General features: G+C 75.0%; 17 protein-coding genes and 1 riboswitch. Of the genes, 8 read left to right on the top strand and 9 right to left on the bottom strand.

Annotated elements, in window-relative coordinates; translation table 11 throughout:
- Positions 1-8: 8 nt before the first annotated feature.
- From BLS67_RS17030 to BLS67_RS17020, 3 genes are read right to left on the bottom strand one after another with little or no spacing between them, the layout of a single operon-like run.
- Positions 9-770 (bottom strand): energy-coupling factor transporter transmembrane component T, encoded by a 762-nt coding sequence (locus BLS67_RS17030; RefSeq protein ID WP_207500691.1) that lies wholly within the window; start codon positions 768-770, stop codon positions 9-11.
- Positions 767-2,278: an ABC transporter ATP-binding protein gene (locus BLS67_RS24795; protein WP_278247144.1), complete on the bottom strand. Its 1,512-nt coding sequence runs from the start codon at positions 2,276-2,278 to the stop codon at positions 767-769. Before BLS67_RS24795 ends, BLS67_RS17030 begins: the two co-directional genes overlap by 4 nt.
- Entirely contained in the window at positions 2,238-2,813 is a 576-nt protein-coding gene (locus tag BLS67_RS17020) for an ECF transporter S component (protein WP_242654147.1), read from the bottom strand. Before BLS67_RS17020 ends, BLS67_RS24795 begins: the two co-directional genes overlap by 41 nt.
- Positions 2,814-2,817: 4 nt before the next feature.
- A riboswitch (TPP riboswitch) is annotated at positions 2,818-2,920 on the bottom strand.
- 107 nt (positions 2,921-3,027) lie between these two features.
- Here BLS67_RS17020 and fabG point away from each other — a divergent pair.
- Positions 3,028-3,786, top strand: coding sequence for a 3-oxoacyl-ACP reductase FabG (gene fabG / locus BLS67_RS17015; protein ID WP_091247404.1), 759 nt, complete (start codon positions 3,028-3,030; stop codon positions 3,784-3,786).
- Between the two features lie 3 nt (positions 3,787-3,789).
- Here fabG and BLS67_RS17010 read toward each other — a convergent pair whose 3' ends face one another.
- From BLS67_RS17010 to BLS67_RS16995, 4 genes are all read right to left on the bottom strand, one after another.
- Positions 3,790-4,389, bottom strand: coding sequence for a hypothetical protein (locus tag BLS67_RS17010; protein WP_091247403.1), 600 nt, complete (start codon positions 4,387-4,389; stop codon positions 3,790-3,792).
- Entirely contained in the window at positions 4,386-4,901 is a 516-nt protein-coding gene (locus BLS67_RS17005) for a PaaI family thioesterase (RefSeq protein WP_242654146.1), read from the bottom strand. The genes BLS67_RS17010 and BLS67_RS17005 overlap by 4 nt, the downstream gene beginning before the upstream one ends.
- A 77-nt stretch (positions 4,902-4,978) precedes the next feature.
- A complete protein-coding gene (locus tag BLS67_RS17000; protein ID WP_131801773.1) occupies positions 4,979-7,291 on the bottom strand; it encodes a beta strand repeat-containing protein in 2,313 nt (770 codons plus the stop codon).
- A 175-nt stretch (positions 7,292-7,466) separates the two neighbouring features.
- Positions 7,467-8,567, bottom strand: coding sequence for a hypothetical protein (locus BLS67_RS16995; protein WP_091247399.1), 1,101 nt, complete (start codon positions 8,565-8,567; stop codon positions 7,467-7,469).
- 162 nt (positions 8,568-8,729) lie between these two features.
- Between BLS67_RS16995 and BLS67_RS16990 the strand changes: the two genes are divergently transcribed.
- The 3 genes from BLS67_RS16990 (at position 8,730) to BLS67_RS16980 (ending at position 11,366) form a co-directional block, all read left to right on the top strand.
- Positions 8,730-9,380 carry a GntR family transcriptional regulator gene (locus tag BLS67_RS16990; RefSeq protein ID WP_091247396.1) on the top strand — a complete coding sequence of 217 codons (651 nt, stop codon included), beginning with the start codon at positions 8,730-8,732 and terminating at the stop codon, positions 9,378-9,380.
- Positions 9,377-10,423, top strand: coding sequence for a 1-aminocyclopropane-1-carboxylate deaminase (locus BLS67_RS16985; RefSeq protein ID WP_207500690.1), 1,047 nt, complete (start codon positions 9,377-9,379; stop codon positions 10,421-10,423). The genes BLS67_RS16990 and BLS67_RS16985 overlap by 4 nt, the downstream gene beginning before the upstream one ends.
- A 97-nt stretch (positions 10,424-10,520) precedes the next feature.
- Entirely contained in the window at positions 10,521-11,366 is an 846-nt protein-coding gene (locus BLS67_RS16980; RefSeq protein ID WP_242654145.1) for an endonuclease domain-containing protein, read from the top strand.
- A 96-nt stretch (positions 11,367-11,462) separates the two neighbouring features.
- Here the strand turns inward: BLS67_RS16980 and BLS67_RS16975 are convergent, their stop codons facing one another.
- Both BLS67_RS16975 and BLS67_RS16970 read right to left on the bottom strand, forming a co-directional pair.
- Complete coding sequence (locus BLS67_RS16975; protein ID WP_091247392.1) at positions 11,463-11,924, bottom strand: PTS sugar transporter subunit IIA; 462 nt, start codon at positions 11,922-11,924, stop codon at positions 11,463-11,465.
- Positions 11,921-12,151 (bottom strand): PTS sugar transporter subunit IIB, encoded by a 231-nt coding sequence (locus tag BLS67_RS16970; protein WP_091247390.1) that lies wholly within the window; start codon positions 12,149-12,151, stop codon positions 11,921-11,923. Before BLS67_RS16970 ends, BLS67_RS16975 begins: the two co-directional genes overlap by 4 nt.
- Positions 12,152-12,275: 124 nt before the next feature.
- On the opposite strand from BLS67_RS16970, the gene BLS67_RS16965 reads away from it, so the two are divergent.
- Genes BLS67_RS16965 through BLS67_RS16950 form a run of 4 tightly spaced genes read left to right on the top strand, consistent with a single transcriptional unit; the run spans position 12,276 to position 16,247 of the window.
- Complete coding sequence (locus BLS67_RS16965) at positions 12,276-13,574, top strand: PTS transporter subunit EIIC (protein WP_091247373.1); 1,299 nt, start codon at positions 12,276-12,278, stop codon at positions 13,572-13,574.
- Between the two features lie 50 nt (positions 13,575-13,624).
- Positions 13,625-14,716, top strand: a complete 1,092-nt coding sequence (locus BLS67_RS16960) for an N-acetylglucosamine-6-phosphate deacetylase (RefSeq protein ID WP_207500689.1) — start codon at positions 13,625-13,627, stop codon at positions 14,714-14,716.
- Positions 14,717-14,728: 12 nt separating this feature from the next.
- A complete protein-coding gene (locus BLS67_RS16955; protein WP_242654171.1) occupies positions 14,729-15,508 on the top strand; it encodes a glucosamine-6-phosphate deaminase in 780 nt (259 codons plus the stop codon).
- A gap of 13 nt (positions 15,509-15,521) precedes the next feature.
- On the top strand, positions 15,522-16,247 hold the full coding sequence (locus tag BLS67_RS16950; protein ID WP_207500687.1) for a GntR family transcriptional regulator: 726 nt from the start codon (positions 15,522-15,524) through the stop codon (positions 16,245-16,247).
- Positions 16,248-16,307 lie beyond the last annotated feature (60 nt).

The raw sequence follows: 16,307 nt of genomic DNA, 5'->3' as shown, positions 1-16,307 counted from the left end.
CGCCCGGGTCAGCCCCCGACGAAGAGCGGGGCCCAGGTGCCGGCCAGCACGCTGGCGGTCACCGCCACCGCGGCGACGACGACCGACCCGGCCACGAACAGGTGGTCCCGCCGCCGCAGCACCGAGCCCCGGGCGTTCGTCCGGCGCACCCCGGAGTCGAAGCCGCGGGCATCCATCGCCGTGGCCAGCCGGCCGGCCCGGCGCACCGCGCCCACCAGCAGGGTGAACGCCACCCCGCCCAGCAACCGGGCCCGGGCGACCGGGTTGCGCCCGGCCTCCACCCCGCGGGTGCGCCGGGCCAGCCGGACGGTCTCGAACTCGGTCACCAGCAGCGGCACCAGCCGCAGCGCGGCCAGCGACCCGACGGCCACCCGCGGCGGGAAGCGCCAGTGCACGGTGAGCGCGTCGGCCAGCCGCACCGGGTCGGTCGAGGCCACCAGCAGCACCCCGGGCAGGGCCAGCCCGACCACCCGCAGCGCGATGCCCAGCGCGCCCAGCGCCCCGGCGTCGCCCAGCACCAGGTTGACCACGGCCAGCGTGCCGCCGCCGACCAGCAGCGGCCAGGTGCGCAGCAGCAGCGTGCGCGGCGCGGTCAGCCCCGCCGCCGGCAGCAGGCACAGCTCGGCGGCCACGACCACGGCCGGGGTGACGACGTCCAGGGTGGCCAGCAGCACGACGCTGACCACCACCGCGGCCAGGATCTGGGCGCACGGGTTGATCCGCGACAGCGGGACGTCGGGGGTCGGCCCCAGCGCCAGGGACGCCGTCACAGCGCGATCTCCGCATCTGCCAGCACCGCGACCAGGTCGCGGTCGTGGGTGACCGTGCAGACCGCGCACCCGGCGGCCCGCTGCTCGGCCAGCAGGGTGACCAGCTCGCGCCAGGTGCCGGCGTCCTGGCCGAAGGTGGGTTCGTCCAGCACGAGCACCCGCGGCGCGGTGGCCAGGGCCGTGGCCACCGACAGCCGGCGCTGCTGGCCGCCCGAGAGCGTGAACGGGTTGGCGTCGGCGAACGGGGTCAGCCCCAGCCGCTCGAGCAGCTCCTCCGCCCCGGCCCGCGCCGCCGCCGACCCGCTGCCGCTGCGCAGCGGGCCCAGCTCCAGCTCGTCGCGCAGCCGGCCGGTGAGGAACTGGTGCTCGGGCTGCTGGAACACGCTGCCGATCCGGGTGACCAGCTCCCCGGCCCGCCACCGGTGCGGCCGGCGCTCCCCGCGCGCGGCGAGCTCGGCCGACGCCAGCACGGTGCCGGTGCCCGGGGCGCGCAGCCCGGCCAGCAGCAGGGCGAGCGTGGACTTCCCGGTGCCGTTGGACCCGGTCACCGCGGTCACCCGGCCCGCCGGCAGGGCGACGTCCACCGGGGCGAGCGCCGGCGTCGTCGTCCCCCGGTAGGTGAACCCGGCCCCGTCGGCGACGACCGCCGCCCCACGGTGATCAGGTGACCTGATCAGCGGTGCGCCACCCGCACCACCGTTGGTGAGGTCGGAACCCCGGTGATCAGGTGACCTGATCAGCGAGGAGCCGCCCGGGAGGGCCAGGCCGGCGGTGCGGGGGGTGGGGCGCCAGCCGGACGGGTGCTCGACCAGCCCGCCGTCGCGCACCTCCACCACCCGGTCGACCAGCGGCAGCCACGGCGCCGCGTCGTGGTCGACGACCAGCAGCGTGGTGCGCCGACCGGCGACGGCCCGGGTGACCGCCTCCCGGACGACGTCCCCGCCGGCCGGGTCGAGCTGGGCGGTCGGCTCGTCCAGCAGCAGCAACCCCGGCCGCCTGGCCAGCGCCCCGGCCAGCACCAGCCGCTGCTTCTCCCCGCCCGACAGCGCCTGGGTGGCCCGGTCGCGGCCGTACCGCCAGCCGACCGCGGCCAGCGCGGCGTCGACCCGGGGCCAGATCTCCGCGGGCGGCAGGCCGGCGTTCTCCAGGCCGAAGGCGACGTCGTCGCCGGCGCGGGTCATCACCAGCTGGGCGTCGGGGTCCTGCATGAGCAGGCCCAGGCGGTCGCGGGCGGCCCGCGGGTCGGCACCGTCGACCGCGAGCTCGCCGGTGACCTCGGCGGCCTCGGGGTCCAGCAGGCCCGCGAGGACGGCGAACAGCGTGGACTTGCCGGCCCCCGACGCACCGGTCACCAGCACCCGCTCGCCGGGCTCGACCACCAGGTCGACGGCGGTCAGCGCCCAGGCCAGCCGCGAGGCGTGCCGGACGGCGAGCCCGCGCGCGGTGACCCGGGCCGGGCCGACGTGCTCAGACGCGGCTGCGCCCCGACGCGAAGGCGCTGAGCGCACCGGTGCGGGCCAGCGCACGCACCAGGAGCAGGCCGAGCACCCCGGCGACCAGCACGCTGCTCAGCACGGTGAGCACCCCGTAGGGCACCTTCACCGACCAGAAGGCGACCGCGGGGTAGTAGATCGTCATGTCCAGCACCGTGGTGGCGAGCCCCGCGGTGACCGCGGCCAGCACCGCGGTGACCCAGCCGAAGCTGCGGTAGCGGGTCAGGGCGAAGCCCAGCTCGCCGCCCAGGCCCTGCACCACGCCGTAGACCACGATGATGCCGCCGTACGGCGAGGCCAGCAGGCTCACCGCCGCGGCCAGCGTCGAGGCGAAGGTGGCTGCCCCGGGCTTGCGCACCAGGAGGCCGGCGACCACCGCGGGCAGCAGGTAGACCCCGTTCATGATGCCGCCGACCGGGGGCACCAGCGCCACGGCGGAGTTGACCAGGTTCCAGACGATGAAGACGACGCCGAAGGCCACGCCGAGGACGGCGGTGGTGACGATGTCGACGGTGCGCCACCGGGTGGTCGTGGCGGAACGGTCCTGCACGGACATGGTGCTGCTCCAGACTCCCTACGCCGGCATGACCCGGTTCAGGTTCGAGGGTCTGCGGTTGCCCGCACTCTCAGCGCCGAGGCGCTCCCCTGTCGGTGTGTTCGGTTGTGCGGCAGATCGTACGCACGCCCGCGCCGCGCCGTCCTGCGGCCCGGCTGGTAGAGATCACCGCAGACGTTCTACTCATCGGTAACGAAGGAGCACAGCGATGGCGCAGGCACAGCGGACGGCGATCGTGACGGGCGCGGCCCGGGGGATCGGGGCGGCGATCGCCTCCCGGCTCGCCGCCGACGGCATGTCGGTGGCGGTGCTCGACCTGGACGAGGGCGCCTGCGGGGCCACCGTCGACGCGATCAAGGCCGCCGGGGGCGACGCGATCGCCGTCGGCGCCGACGTGTCCGACGAGGCCAGCGTGACCGCGGCCGTCGACCGGGTCGCCGAGGCGCTCGGCGGGCCGACCGTGCTGGTCAACAACGCCGGCATCACCCGGGACAACCTGCTGTTCAAGATGAGCGTCGCCGACTGGGACGCCGTCATGGGCGTGCACCTGCGCGGGGCCTTCCTCATGAGCAAGGCCGCCCAGAAGCACATGGTCACCGCCGAGTGGGGCCGGATCGTGAACCTGTCCAGCGTCTCGGCGCTGGGCAACCGCGGCCAGGTCAACTACTCCGCGGCCAAGGCCGGCATGCAGGGCTTCACCAAGACCCTGGCGATCGAGCTGGGCCGCTACAACGTCACCGCGAACGCGATCGCCCCCGGGTTCATCGAGACCGAGATGACCGCGGCCACGGCCGAGCGCGTGGGCATGCCGTTCGAGGACTTCAAGAAGGCCGCCGCGTCGCAGATCCCGGTGGCCCGGGTCGGCCAGCCCGAGGACATCGCGCACACCGTGTCGTTCCTGACCAGCGAGGGCGCCGGCTTCGTCTCCGGCCAGGTCATCTACGTCGCCGGCGGCCCGCGGGCCTGAGGGTCACCCAGCCGGACGGCGGACCATGCACCACGCGGGCAGCTCGTGGTCGACCGCCGTCCGGGTGGCGTGGGTGACCGCGAAGCCCTGCCGCTGGCCCCACTCGACGGCCAGCCGGGTGTAGGCGGTCAGCGCCGCCGGCACCCCCTCGGCGTCGCACCGGTCCAGCACCGGCCGGCAGACCGCGGCGGCCAGGCCCGCGTGCCGCTGCTCGGCCAGGGTGCCGAGCGCGACCAGCCGCCAGTGCGGCTCGTCGGGCAGCCCCTGCTCGGCCAGCCGCTCGCTGGCCAGCACCACCGGCTGCCGGCTGCCCAGCATGCGGGGCAGGTCGCGGTCGAGCACGGCCTGCAGGTCGGCGGGGACCGGAGGTGGGGACGGCGGGGCCCAGACCGCCACGCAGCCGCCGTCCTCCGTCGTCCAGACCGAGTCGGTGCCCTGGTCGAGGCCCTGCAGCACGGCCAGCTCGCACCACCGGTGCAGCCGCTGCGCCCGGCCGTCCTCGGGCAGCGCCCAGGACGACCACCGGTAGTCGGCCCAGGCGCGGGCCAGGGTGGCCGAGATGCGGGGGACGTCGGGACGGCGGGCCGGGCGGACGTCGGTCACTGCACCACCCGGGGCTCGGGCCGCATGACGAGGATCGAGCTCGTGGCGGTGGCCAGCAGCCGGTCGTCGGCGTCGGTCAGCCGGGCCTCGGCCAGCGCCGTGCGACCGCCCAGGTGGGTGACCGTGCCGGTGCAGCGGGCCAGGCCGGTGCGGGTGGTCATCGCGCGGAGGAACTTCACCGTGAGGTCGAGGCTGGTGTAGCCGACCCCGGCCGGGAGCATCGAGTGGACGGCGCAACCGGTCGCGGAGTCCAGGATCGTGGCGTAGACCCCGCCGTGCACCGAGCCGATGGGGTTGTAGTGGAACTCGGCCGGCTCGAGGGTGAACACGACCTTGCCCGGCTCGACCGACTCCAGCCCCATGCCCAGCGTCATCGCGATGGGGGCGGCCGGCAGACGGCCCTCGGCGATGCCGCGCAGCACGTCGATGCCCGCGCTGGTCATCACCTCCGCGGCGGAGATCGAGGGGTCGCCCCACGTGTAGGTGCGCTCACGGGTCGGTTCGGCAGCCACACCGGCACGGTAACCGGGCACGCCGACGGCCGGGGTCCGCCCCGTGACGGGCCCCGACCGTGGCGCGCGCTACCGGATCAGTGGTGCGACCCGACCAGCTCGCCGAGCCAGCTCGACGCCGAGCCGTCGGCGTCGCCGCCGGTGGCCTCGGAGCTCGAGCCGGTCAGGTTGCCCGAGTTCGCGCCGGTGGCGGAGTGGTTGCTGCCACCGGTGCCGGAGGCGTCCCCGCCCTGGGGCGAACCGCCCATCGGGTTGTTGCTGTGCTCGACGGCGCCGGCGTCGCCGCCGGCGGCGCCCTGGTTCACATCCCCGGACGAGGCGTCCGAGGTGCTGTGCTGGTCCCCGGAGCCCTGGTCGTGGCCCCAGGTGTCGTGACCCCAGGTGTCGTGGCCCCAGGTGTCGTGACCCCAGGTGTCGTGACCCCAGCCGGACCGGTCGCCGTTGCCCTCGTCGGACTCGGTGCGGGCCTCGGACTCAGCGGTGTTGCCACCGTTGGTGCCGTTGTTGGTGGCGCTGCCGCCGTTGCCGGCGGTGGCGTTCCCGTCGTTGGTGGCGTTGCCGCCCTGGGCGGAGGCGTCGCCGCCCTGGCCGTCGGCGGTGTTGCCGGAGTTGGCCGTGGCGTCACCGGAGTCGACGTCGTTGCCGGAGTTCGACGTGGCATCCCCACCGGTCACGGTGCTGGTGGCGTCACCGGTGGACGAGCCGCCGGTGAACCAGTCGTCGGATCCGCCGCCGCCCAGGGCTTCCCAGCTGTCCCACCCACGGGGGTGCGAGCTGGTCGAGCTCGAGGTGCCGGTGCTGTCGCCGCCGTGCGCATCGGACGAGGAGCCCGTCGCGTTGCCGGAGTTGGCGCCGGTGGTCGAGGAGTTGTGCCCCCCGGTGCCCGAGGCGTCCCCACCGCGCGGCGAGCCGGCGGTCGGGTTGTTGGATCCGGAGACGGATCCGCCGTCCCCACCGCGAGCGCCCTGGTTGACGTCCCCGGACGAGGCGTCGGAGTTCGCGGTCGAGTCCCCGAACACCGCGAGGGACAGCGAGTAGGACCGGTTGCCGCCGGTGCTGCCGTTGTTGGTGGCACTCCCGGCGTCCCCGGCGTCCGCGTCGCCGTTGTTGGTGGCGTTGCCGCCGGTGGCCGAGGCGTTGCCACCCCGGCCGTCGGCGGTGTTGCCGGAGTTGGCTGTGGCGTCCCCGGAGTCGACGTCGTTGCCGGAGTTCGCCGTTCCGTCACCGCCCTGGGAGGTGGTCCCGGCCGAGGAGCTGCCCTCGTCCGAGGCGTGCCGGCCGTAGCTGTCGGCCGACTCGGCCGAACCGTCGGCGTCACCGCCGGAGGCCTGCGAGTCGGACCCGGTCAGGTTGCCCGAGTTCGCGCCGGTGGAGGAGTGGTTGCCACCACCGGTGCCGGAGGCGTCACCACCCTGCGGGGAGCCGCCCTGCGGGTTGTTCGAGTGCTCGACCGAGCCCCCGTCGCCGCCCTGCGCGCCCTGGTTGACGTCGCCTGAGGAGGCGTCGGAGGTGGCGTTCGAATCACCGAACAGCGAGAAGGCGTAGGCGTGGGACTCGTTGCCGCCGGTGCTGCCGTTGTTGGTGGCGCTGCCGCCGTCGCCGGCGGTGGCGTTCCCGTCGTTGGTGGCGCTGCCGCCCTGGGCGGAGGCATCGCCACCTCGGCCGTCGGCGGTGTTGCTGGAGTTGGCCGTGGCGTCACCGGAGTCGACGGTGTTGCCCGAGTTCGCCGTCCCGTCGCCGCCCTCGGCCGAGCTGTCGGCGGACTGCTGACCGCCGTCCTGGCCCTGGCTGTCGGAGCTCGCGGTCGAGTCGGCCGCTCCGCCCTCGGCCTGGGACGAGGAGCCGGTCGCGTTGCCGGAGTTCGCCCCCGTGGCGGAGTCGTTGCTGCCGCCGGTGCCGGAGGCGTCGCCGCCCTGCGGGGAGCCGCCGGTCGGGTTGTTCGACCCGACCACCGATCCGCCGTCGCCGGCCTCGGCGCCCTGGTCGACGTCCCCGGAGGAGCCGTCGGCGTGGGCGGCGGAGTCGCCGCCCTGCTGGCCGCCCTCGTGGGACGAGGTCGCGTAGGTCGTCTGCTGCTCCTGCGGGGCGGCGTCGGCGGTCGCCTCGTTGCCCCCGGTGGAGCCGTTGTTGGCGGCGTTGCCGCCGTTGCCGGCGGTGGCGTCCCCGTTGTTGGTGGCGTTCCCGCCCTGGGCGGAGGCGTCGCCGCCCTGGCCGTCGGCCGTGTTGCCCGAGTTGGCCGTGGCCGTACCGGAGTCGACGTCGTTGCCCGAGTTGGCCGCGGCGTCACCACCGACCACCGAGGAGACTGCGTCGGTCACCGGGGAGAGGGCATGGCTGCCCTCGTCGGCGCTGGCCACTGCCTGGCCCAGCAGGAACATCCCGCCGGTCATGGTCGCAACGGTGAGTCCGTTGCGGATGTGTCGGTTCACGATCTGTCCTTCCGTCCGCGCTGCTGCGCGGTGTCCGTGTGGTCGCGGGCGGTCGTCGGTGACCGGACGCGGTGGTGCGGACGGGTCACGACCGGGGCGGGTCCTGGACGGACGCCGGTGCCTGGCCGCGGGGAGGTCAGTCGGGGGAGAACGAGGGCTCGGCGACGGTGCCGTCGACGAGCAGGGCCACCGGCGAGGTCGCCGGGGAACCGGCCGTGGCCGGGAGCTGGAGGCCCGCCGCGGAGGTGGCGTCGGCGAGGGTGTTCGGGCCGGCGCCGCCGGAGCCCGGGGTCGACCCGCCCTGACCGGCCGGTGCCGCAGGGACGGCCGGCAGCGGGGAGCCGGCCGGGGTGGTGGGCGCGGCCGGGGTCGTGGTGCCGGATGCGGCCGCGGTGGCGACGTCCGCCGAGGTCCCGTTCGCCGGCGCGGCCGGGGCGGACCCGACGACGGCGGTCCGGGCGGCAGCCGCGGGGTCCGCAGCCGGGGTCGTCCCGGTCGGGGACGTCGGGACCGGCGCCGCCTGGGCCGGGGGTGCGACGGTCGGGACGAGCGCGTCGACGACCGGTGCGACGACCTCGTCGACCACTGGGGTGGTGACCGGTGCGACGACGCCGGCCACGACGGGGGCGACGACGTCGCGGACGACCGGGGTGGTCACCGGGGCCACCACCTCGGCGACCACCGGAGCCACGACCGCGTCGACCACCGGGGTGGTCACGGGGGCGATGACGTCGTCGACGACGGAGGCGACCACGGGTGCCGCGGCCGACACGACCGGCGTGAGGACCGCATCCGCCACGGGTGCCGCGACGTCGGCGACGACGGGTGCTGCCACGGCCTGCGCGACCGGCTGGGCGACGTCGTGCACGACCGGGTCGACGACGGGTTCCGCCGCGGCGACCACCGGCTGGGTCACCGGCTCGACGGCCTCGAGGACCGGTGCCACGACCGGGTCGACGGCCGCGACGACGGGCTGTGCGACGGGGTCGAGCGCCGGAGCCCCCGCGGCATCGGTCACCGGGGCGACGAGCTCGGCGGCGGTGTCGCCGACGCCGGCCACGACCTGGGCCACCGCGCCGCCGTCGGGCGGGGGTTCGTCGGCCGAGGCCGCACCGGCGCCGAGGGCGATGGCTGCGTAGGCACCCACCCCCATGCCGAGGGTGGCCAGCGCACGGCGGGTCCACGACCAGCGGCGCTCGGCCTGCTGGTCGCTCGCACACCCCCGTGTGATCGCCATCGCACTCGACGGTAGGTGCGAGCTCGGAGAGCGCGCTACCCAGAACTGGACATTACCCATGGGTAACGTCCAGTTCCGTTCGACACGCGGTCGAGGTGAACCGGTATCGGGGGTGGTTGCGAACACTGTCCGGTCTTGACAGGACCGCTTCTGACATCTGAGATGTCAGTTGTGCCCGCGCCCCGTCTCCTGCTCCGCGACGTCGCGCTCGCGCGGCTGCGCGAGGCGATCGTCACCGGTGAGCTGCCGCCCGGTGGGGTGGTCAAGGACGCCGAGCTGGCGACCCGGCTCGACCTGTCGGTCGCACCGGTGCGGGCGGCGCTCGCCCGGCTCGCGGACGAAGGCCTCGTGGAGTCGGTCCCCCAGAGCCACACCCGGGTCACCGCCGTCGTCCCCGGGATCGTGCGGGACGCCGCCGCGGTGGTCGCGGCCATGCACGAACTGGCCGTGCGGACCGCCGTCCCGCACGTCACCGCCGACGACGTCGCGGCCATGCGCGACGCCAACGCGGCGTTCGCGCGCGCCGTCCGCACTGGAGCCGTGGACGACGCGCTGACCAGCGACGACGCGCTGCACGACGTGCTCGTCGTCCGGGCCGGCAACGGTGCCGTGCGGGCCACGATCGACCGCTTCACCCCGCTCGTGCGGCGGCTGGAGCGGCAACGCTTCGCGGCGGCGCACGGAGCCGCCTCGGTCGAGCTGCACGACCAGTTGATCACCGCCTGCCAGGACGGCGACGTGGCCGTCGCCGTCGCCACCACGACCGCCATCTGGACGGCGCTGCTGTCCGAGCTGACCGAGGAGACCGAGTGACCACTGCATCGACCACTGCACCGACCACGCTGGCCGACTTCCCCCGCACGAAGCTGCTGTTCGGGCCCTCGCCCGTGCACCGCCTCGACCGGCTGACCGAGCACCTGGGCGGCGCCGCGGTCTGGGCCAAGCGCGAGGACTGCAACTCCGGCATCGCCTACGGCGGGAACAAGACCCGCAAGCTCGAGTACCTGGTCGCCGACGCCCTCGCCCAGGGCTGCGACACCCTGGTCTCGATCGGCGGGGTGCAGAGCAACCACACGCGGCAGGTCGCCGCGGTCGCCGCGCACCTGGGCCTTGCGTGCGTGCTCGTGCAGGAGAGCTGGGTCGACTGGCCCGACGCGGTCTACGACAAGGTCGGCAACATCCTCATCAGCCGGCTGGCCGGCGCCGACGTCCGGCTGGTGAAGGCCGGGTTCGGCATCGGGTTCAAGGAGTCGTGGGAGACCGCGCTGGCCGAGATCGAGGCCCGCGGCGGCAAGCCCTACGCCATCCCGGCCGGGGCGTCGGACCACCCGCTCGGCGGCCACGGCTTCGCCGGCTGGGCCTACGAGGTGGCCGAGCAGGAGGCCGCGCTCGGCGTCTTCTTCGACACCGTCGTCGTCTGCTCGGTGACCGGGTCGACGCAGGCCGGCATGGTGGCCGGGTTCGCCAAGCTCGAGGAGGACGGCGGCCGCCCGCGCCGGGTGCTGGGCGTCGACGCCTCGGCCAAGCCCGCCGAGACCCGCGACCAGGTGCTGCGCATCGCCCAGCGCACCGCCGCCGCGATCGGGCTCCAGCGCTCGTTGACGCTGGACGACGTCGAGCTCGACGAGCGCTTCCACGCCGGCATCTACGGCATCCCGGACGACACCACCCTGCGCGCGATGGAGACCGCCGCCCGCACCGAGGGCATGGTCACCGACCCCGTGTACGAGGGGAAGTCGATGGCCGCGACCATCGAGCTGGTGCGCACGGGCGAGATCGCGAGGGACGCGACGGTGCTCTACGCCCACCTCGGCGGCCAGCCGGCGCTGAACGGCTACTCAGCCCTCTTCAGCTGACCAGGGGCGCCTGCCGCGGCGGGTCCGCGGTCCTCTCCGGGGGCCGGGACCTGTGGGCAACCCCGGTGCGGGCCATTCGGTGGGTGAGGCTGCCCGGGTGCTCGACGAACCCTTCCGCGGTGCCGACGCCGTGCGAGCCGGCTGGCTGACCACGGACGTGCTCCGCGGCCCCCGTGTCCGTGTGCTCCTGCGCGGGGTGCACGTCGCCGCGGACGTCCCCGAGGACCCGCTCCTGCGGTCCCGGGCCGCCCTGGTGCGCTGGCCCGACGCCGTGGTGACCGGCTCGTCCGCGCTGCAGATCTGGCGGCTGCCCGTCCCGGACCGGGACCAGGACCTGCTGGAGCTGACCCGGCCACCGGGCACGCACCCGGTCCGGGCGGCCGGGTGTCGGGTCCGCCGTGCGGTCCTGCACCCGGACGACGTCGTGTCCGGTCTCGGCCTGCGGTTCCTCAGCGCCGACGCCGCGGCCCTCGAGGTGCTCGGCCGGCTGTCGCTGGACGAGGGCGTGACCTTCGCCGACCGGTGGACGTCGTCGGGGTCGCTGCGGTTGGACGCCCTGCGCGCGGCCGCTGCCGGGCGCACGGGTCGGGGCTGCGCCCGGGCCCGCGAGGCCCTGGACCTGGCCGACGGGCTGGCCGAGTCGCCGCCGGAGACCTGGTTGCGACTCCTCGTGCTGCGCTCCGGGCTACCCGCGCCGGTGGCCCAGTTCGTGGTGCGGCAGGCCGGCGGGCGGTTCGTCGCCCGGGTCGACTTCGCCTGGCCGGAGCGCAGGGTCGCCCTGGAGTACGACGGCGCCTGGCACGGTGAACCCGGTCAGCTCGCCCGCGACCGACGGCGGCTGGACGCCCTCGCCGACGCGGGGTGGCGGGTCACCTTCGCGACCGCCGCCGACCGTCGCGACCCGACCGCACTCCTGACCCGCCTCGCCCGCCTGCTGGGCTGACCACCTACGGCCACGGGGTCGAGTGTGCAGTTGTCGGGCCGCGTCGGGGCCCGCCGACCCCGACAACTGCACACTCGCCGTCCGGAGAGCTGGGCCTCAGCGGGGCCAGGTGAAGAGCTCGGCGCCCGGCTCGACCTGCGTGCCTGCGGCGACCTCGGGCATGGTGTCGGCGGCGGCGTCCATGACCACCACCGGGCTGACCGGGGACATCCCCGCCGCGCGCACCGCGGTCACGTCCACGGTCACCACGCGGTCGCCGGCGGCCACCTCGTCGCCCTCGGTGACGTGCAGCGTGAACGGGGCGCCGTCGAGCTTCACGGTGTCGATGCCGACGTGCACCAGCACGCCGCGCCCCTCGGGCGTGAGCACGATGAACGCGTGCGGGTGCACCTTGAGCAGCCGCCCGGTCACCGGCGCGACGACATCGACCAGCCCGGCGTCCGGACCCGGCTCGACCCCCACCCCCGCGCCGACCATCGACGCGGCGAACACCGGGTCGGGGACGTCCTCGATCGCCAGCAGCGTGCCGGCGAACGGGGCGCCGACCAGCAGGCTCACAGCAGGTCGTTGACGTCGTCGGCGAGGCTGTCGGCCTCGGGCCCGACGACGACCTGGACCACCGAACCGGCGACCAGCACGCCGTGCGCACCGGCGGCCTTGAGCGCCACCTGGTCGACCAGGGAGGGGTCACGCACCTCGGTGCGCAGCCGGGTGATGCACCCCTCGACCTCTTCGATGTTCTGGGCCCCGCCCAGTCCGGCGACGATCTGCTCGGCCTTGCTCACGAAATTCCTCCGGGGATCTGGACGGGTGGTTGACAGGGAGCGAACAGGTTCGCCATTCTCCCCGTCAACTGGTCATGACCGGACCGTACCGGCCGGCACCCGCGAAGAGAACCCGGAGATCGAGATGAGCTTCCTCAACGCCCCACCGAGCGGAGTGCGAGGGCTCGGCGGCATGCAGCGCCTGGGCCGCAGCCTCATGCTGCCGATCGCCGCGCTGCCGGCCGCCGGCCTGCTGCTGCGGCTGGGCCAGCCCGACATGCTCGGCTCGTTCGGCTGGCTGGAGGGCACCGCCTCGGTGCTGGCCGGGGCCGGCGGTGCGCTGTTCGACAACCTGCCGCTGCTGTTCGCCGTCGGCATCGCGATCGGCTGGGCGAAGAAGGCCGACGGCTCGACCGCGCTGGCCGCCGTCGTCGGCTACCTGGTGCTGCAGGGCGTGTTCAAGGCCATGAGCCCGATCGTGCTGGGTGCCGCGGCCGACGGCGAGACCCAGGAGCTGATCAACTTCAGCGTCCTGGGCGGTGTCGTCACCGGGCTGATCGCCGCGGTGCTGTGGCAGCGGTTCTACCGGATCAAGCTGCCCACCTACCTGGCCTTCTTCGGTGGTCGGCGGTTCGTCCCGATCATCACCTCGCTGACGATGATCGTGGTCGGCGTCCTCATGTCGCTGGTCTACAGCGCGTTCAACACCGGCCTGACCAACCTGGGCGAGGCCGTCGACGCCAACGCCGTGGTCGGCGGCGGGATCTTCGGCACCGTCAACCGGCTGCTCATCCCGCTGGGCCTGCACCACATCCTCAACTCGGTCGTCTGGTTCGTGATCGGGGACTACAACGGCGCCACCGGCGACATCAACCGGTTCTTCGCCGGTGACCCGTCGGCCGGGACCTTCATGACCGGCTTCTTCCCGATCATGATGTTCGCCCTGCCCGCCGCCGCCATCGCCATCTGGCACGAGGCCAAGCCCGAGCAGCGCAAGATCGTCGGCGGCATCATGCTGTCCACCGCGCTGACCGCGTTCCTCACCGGCATCACCGAGCCGCTGGAGTTCTCCTTCCTGTTCGTCGCGTGGCCGCTCTACCTGATCCACGCGGTGCTCACCGGCACCTCGCTGGCGCTCACGAACGCGCTGGGCATCCACGACGGGTTCACCTTCTCCGCCGGGTTCTTCGACTACGCGCTGAACTTCACCCAGGCCACCAAGCCGCTGCTGATCATCCCGATCGGGCTGGCCTACGCGGCGGTCTACTACGTGCTGTTCCGCTTCGTGATCCGCAAGTGGAACCTGAAGACCCCGGGCCGCGAGGAGGAGGCCACCCAGGACGCGGAGGCCGTCGTCGCCAGCACGGACGCCGCCGCCCCCGCCGCCACCCCCGCGACGGTCACCGCCGGCGCGACGGACGCGACCGACGGGACGACGTCCTGACCGTTCTCCGCGGCCGGCTGGTCACCGGCGGCTCGGTCGTCGACGACGGTGTGGTCACCGTCGTCGACGGCCGGGTCGGGTACGCCGGACCGGCCGCCGGGTTCCCCGGCGCCCTGCCCCCGGCGGCGCCGGACCGGCTGCTGCTGCCCGGCCTGGTCGACCTGCACTGCCACGGCGGCGGCGGGCACGGCTTCCCGGACGGCGACGTCGCCGGGGTGCGTGCCGCGGCGGACCACCACCGCCGGCACGGGACGACGACCCTGGTCGCGAGCCTGGTCTCGGCCCCGCCGGCGACGCTGCACGAGCGGATCGCGCTGCTGGCCCCGCTGGTGCGGTCCGGCGAGCTGGCCGGGGTGCACCTCGAGGGGCCGTTCCTGTCCACCGCCCGGTGCGGCGCGCAGGACCCGGCCGCGCTGCTGCCCGGCGACCCGGCGCTGCTGCGCGAGCTGCTGGCCGCCGGCGTGGTGGTCTCCACGACCCTGGCGCCGGAGACCGCGCACGCCGACGAGCTGGTCGCCGTCCTCCGGGAGCACGGTGCGCTGCCGAGCTTCGGGCACACCGACGCGACCGCGGCGGTGACGACCGCGGCCGTCCGGTCCGCGGCGGCGACCGGTCGGGTGTCGGCCACCCACCTGTTCAACGGCATGCCGCCGCTGCTGTCCCGGGCGCCCGGCCCGGTGGGTGCCTGCCTCGCCGCCGCCGGTCGCGGCGAGCTGGTGCTCGAGCTGGTGGCCGACGGCGTGCACCTCGCCCCCGAGACCGTGGCCATGGTCTTCGACCTGGTCGGGCCGGCTCAGGTCGCGCTGGTCAGCGATGCGATGGCCGCGGCCGGGATGCCCGACGGCGGCTACCAGCTGGGCGGGCTGCCGGTCACCGTCGCCGCCGGTGTGGCCCGGTTGTCCGACGGCGGGGCCATCGCCGGCGGCACCGCCCGGCTGCTGGACGTCGTCCGCTGCACGGTGGCCGCCGGAGTCCCGCTGGCCGACGCCGTCCTCGCCGCCACGCAGACCCCGGCCGACCTGCTGGGCCGCACCGACGTCGGCCGGCTGACCCCCGGCGCCCGGGCCGACGTGCTCGTCACCGATGCCGACCTCGTGCCCGTGGCGGTCCTCGCCGCGGGTCACCCCCTGATGGAGGACTGACCGTTGGAGCTCGTGCTGCTGCCCACCCCCGAGGACTGCGGGCGCGTCGTCGCCGACGCGGTGATCGCCTCGGTGACCGCGGCCCAGGCGGGGGGCGGTCCGGTGGCGCTGGGGTTGGCCACCGGGTCCTCGCCGCTGCTGGCCTACCGCGAGATGCAGGCCCGGCACCGTGCGGGGGAGTGGACGGCCGACGGCGTCCGGGCGTTCCTGCTCGACGAGTACGTGGGCCTGCCGGCGGGGCACCCGGAGTCCTACCGCGAGGTGATCCGGCGCGAGTGCACCGACGAGCTCGGCCTGGAGGTGCACGGTCCCGACGGCTCCGCGGCCGACCCGGTGCAGGCCGCCGTCGACTACGAGGCGCAGCTGCAGGCGGCCGGGCCGGTCGCCGTGCAGGTGCTGGGCATCGGCGGCAACGGGCACGTCGGGTTCAACGAGCCGGGCTCGTCGCTGGCCAGCCGCACCCGGGTCAAGACGCTCACCGAGCGCACCCGCCTCGACAACGCCCGCTTCTTCGGCGACGACGTCGAGGCCGTGCCGCGGCACGTCATCACCCAGGGCCTGGCCACGATCCGGGAGGCGCGGCACCTGGTGCTGGTGGCCACCGGCGAGGCCAAGGCCGCCGCGGTGGCCGACGCCGTCGAGGGCCCGGTGAGCGCGTCGTGCCCCGGCTCGGTGCTGCAGCTGCACCCGCACGTCACGGTGGTCGTCGACGACGCGGCGGCGTCCCGGCTGGCCCGGGCCGAGTACTACCGGTACGTGCTGGCGCACAAGCTGGCGACGCAGGGCTGGTGACACGATGAGCGCCGTGACCGAGCCGCTGATCGTCGACGGCCTGGTGCCCAAGCACGAGCAGCTGCGCGGACGGCTGACCGAGCTGGCCGCCCGGTTGCCGGCGGGCACCCCGCTGCCGGGCGAGCGGCAGCTGTGCGTGGAGCACGGGGTCAGCCGGATCACCGTGCGCGAGGCCATCGGCCAGCTGGTCAGCGAGGGCGTGCTGGTGCGGGTGCGCGGCAAGGGCACGTTCGTGGCCGAGCGCAAGGCGCGGTCGAAGCTCCACCTGGCCTCCTTCCACGAGGACATGCGCCGGCTGGGGCTCACGCCGTCCACGGTGGTGCTCGACGTCGAGCGCGCCGTGCCGCCGGCCGCGACCCGGCGGGCGCTGGAGCTGCCGGCCGGGGCCCCGGCCTGGCACGTCCGCCGGGTGCGGCTGGCCGACGGCCAGCCGATGTCGGTGGACGACGGCTGGTACGTCGCCGACCTGCTGCCCGGCCTGGGCGAGCGCGACCTCAGCGGGTCGCTGTACACGTTGCTGGCCGAGGAGTACGGCTGCCCGATCGACCGCGCGGAGCAGACCGTCCGCGCCGCCGAGGTGGACCGGGCGACCGGGGTGCACCTGGGCCTGGCCGCGGGCCGGTCGGTGCTGGTCTTCGACCGCATCTCGTGGAGCCGGGGACGGCCGGTCGAGCACGACATCTCGACCTACCACGGCGAGCGGTACGAGGTGCAGATGACGGTCGAGCTCGGCACCTGATCCACGTGGAACATCCGGGCATGCCGACGGCCCGGCCGTCGCGAGGACGGCCGGGCCGGG

Source organism: Klenkia soli (genome assembly GCF_900103975.1).
In the GTDB taxonomy this organism is placed as follows: domain Bacteria; phylum Actinomycetota; class Actinomycetes; order Mycobacteriales; family Geodermatophilaceae; genus Klenkia; species Klenkia soli.
The sequence above is the reverse complement of the archived record's forward strand: the minus strand, read 5'-3'. Positions and strand labels throughout refer to the sequence as shown.

Excerpts from the sequence above, each read along its gene's own strand:
- fabG (WP_091247404.1), top strand. The coding sequence starts at position 3,028 with ATGGCGCAGGCACAGCGGACGGCGATCGTGACGGGCGCGGCCCGGGGG.
- BLS67_RS17000 (WP_131801773.1), bottom strand. The coding sequence starts at position 7,291 with ATGACCGGCGGGATGTTCCTGCTGGGCCAGGCAGTGGCCAGCGCCGAC.
- BLS67_RS16990 (WP_091247396.1), top strand. The coding sequence starts at position 8,730 with ATGTCAGTTGTGCCCGCGCCCCGTCTCCTGCTCCGCGACGTCGCGCTC.
- BLS67_RS16965 (WP_091247373.1), top strand. The coding sequence starts at position 12,276 with ATGAGCTTCCTCAACGCCCCACCGAGCGGAGTGCGAGGGCTCGGCGGC.
- BLS67_RS16995 (WP_091247399.1), bottom strand. The coding sequence starts at position 8,567 with ATGGCGATCACACGGGGGTGTGCGAGCGACCAGCAGGCCGAGCGCCGC.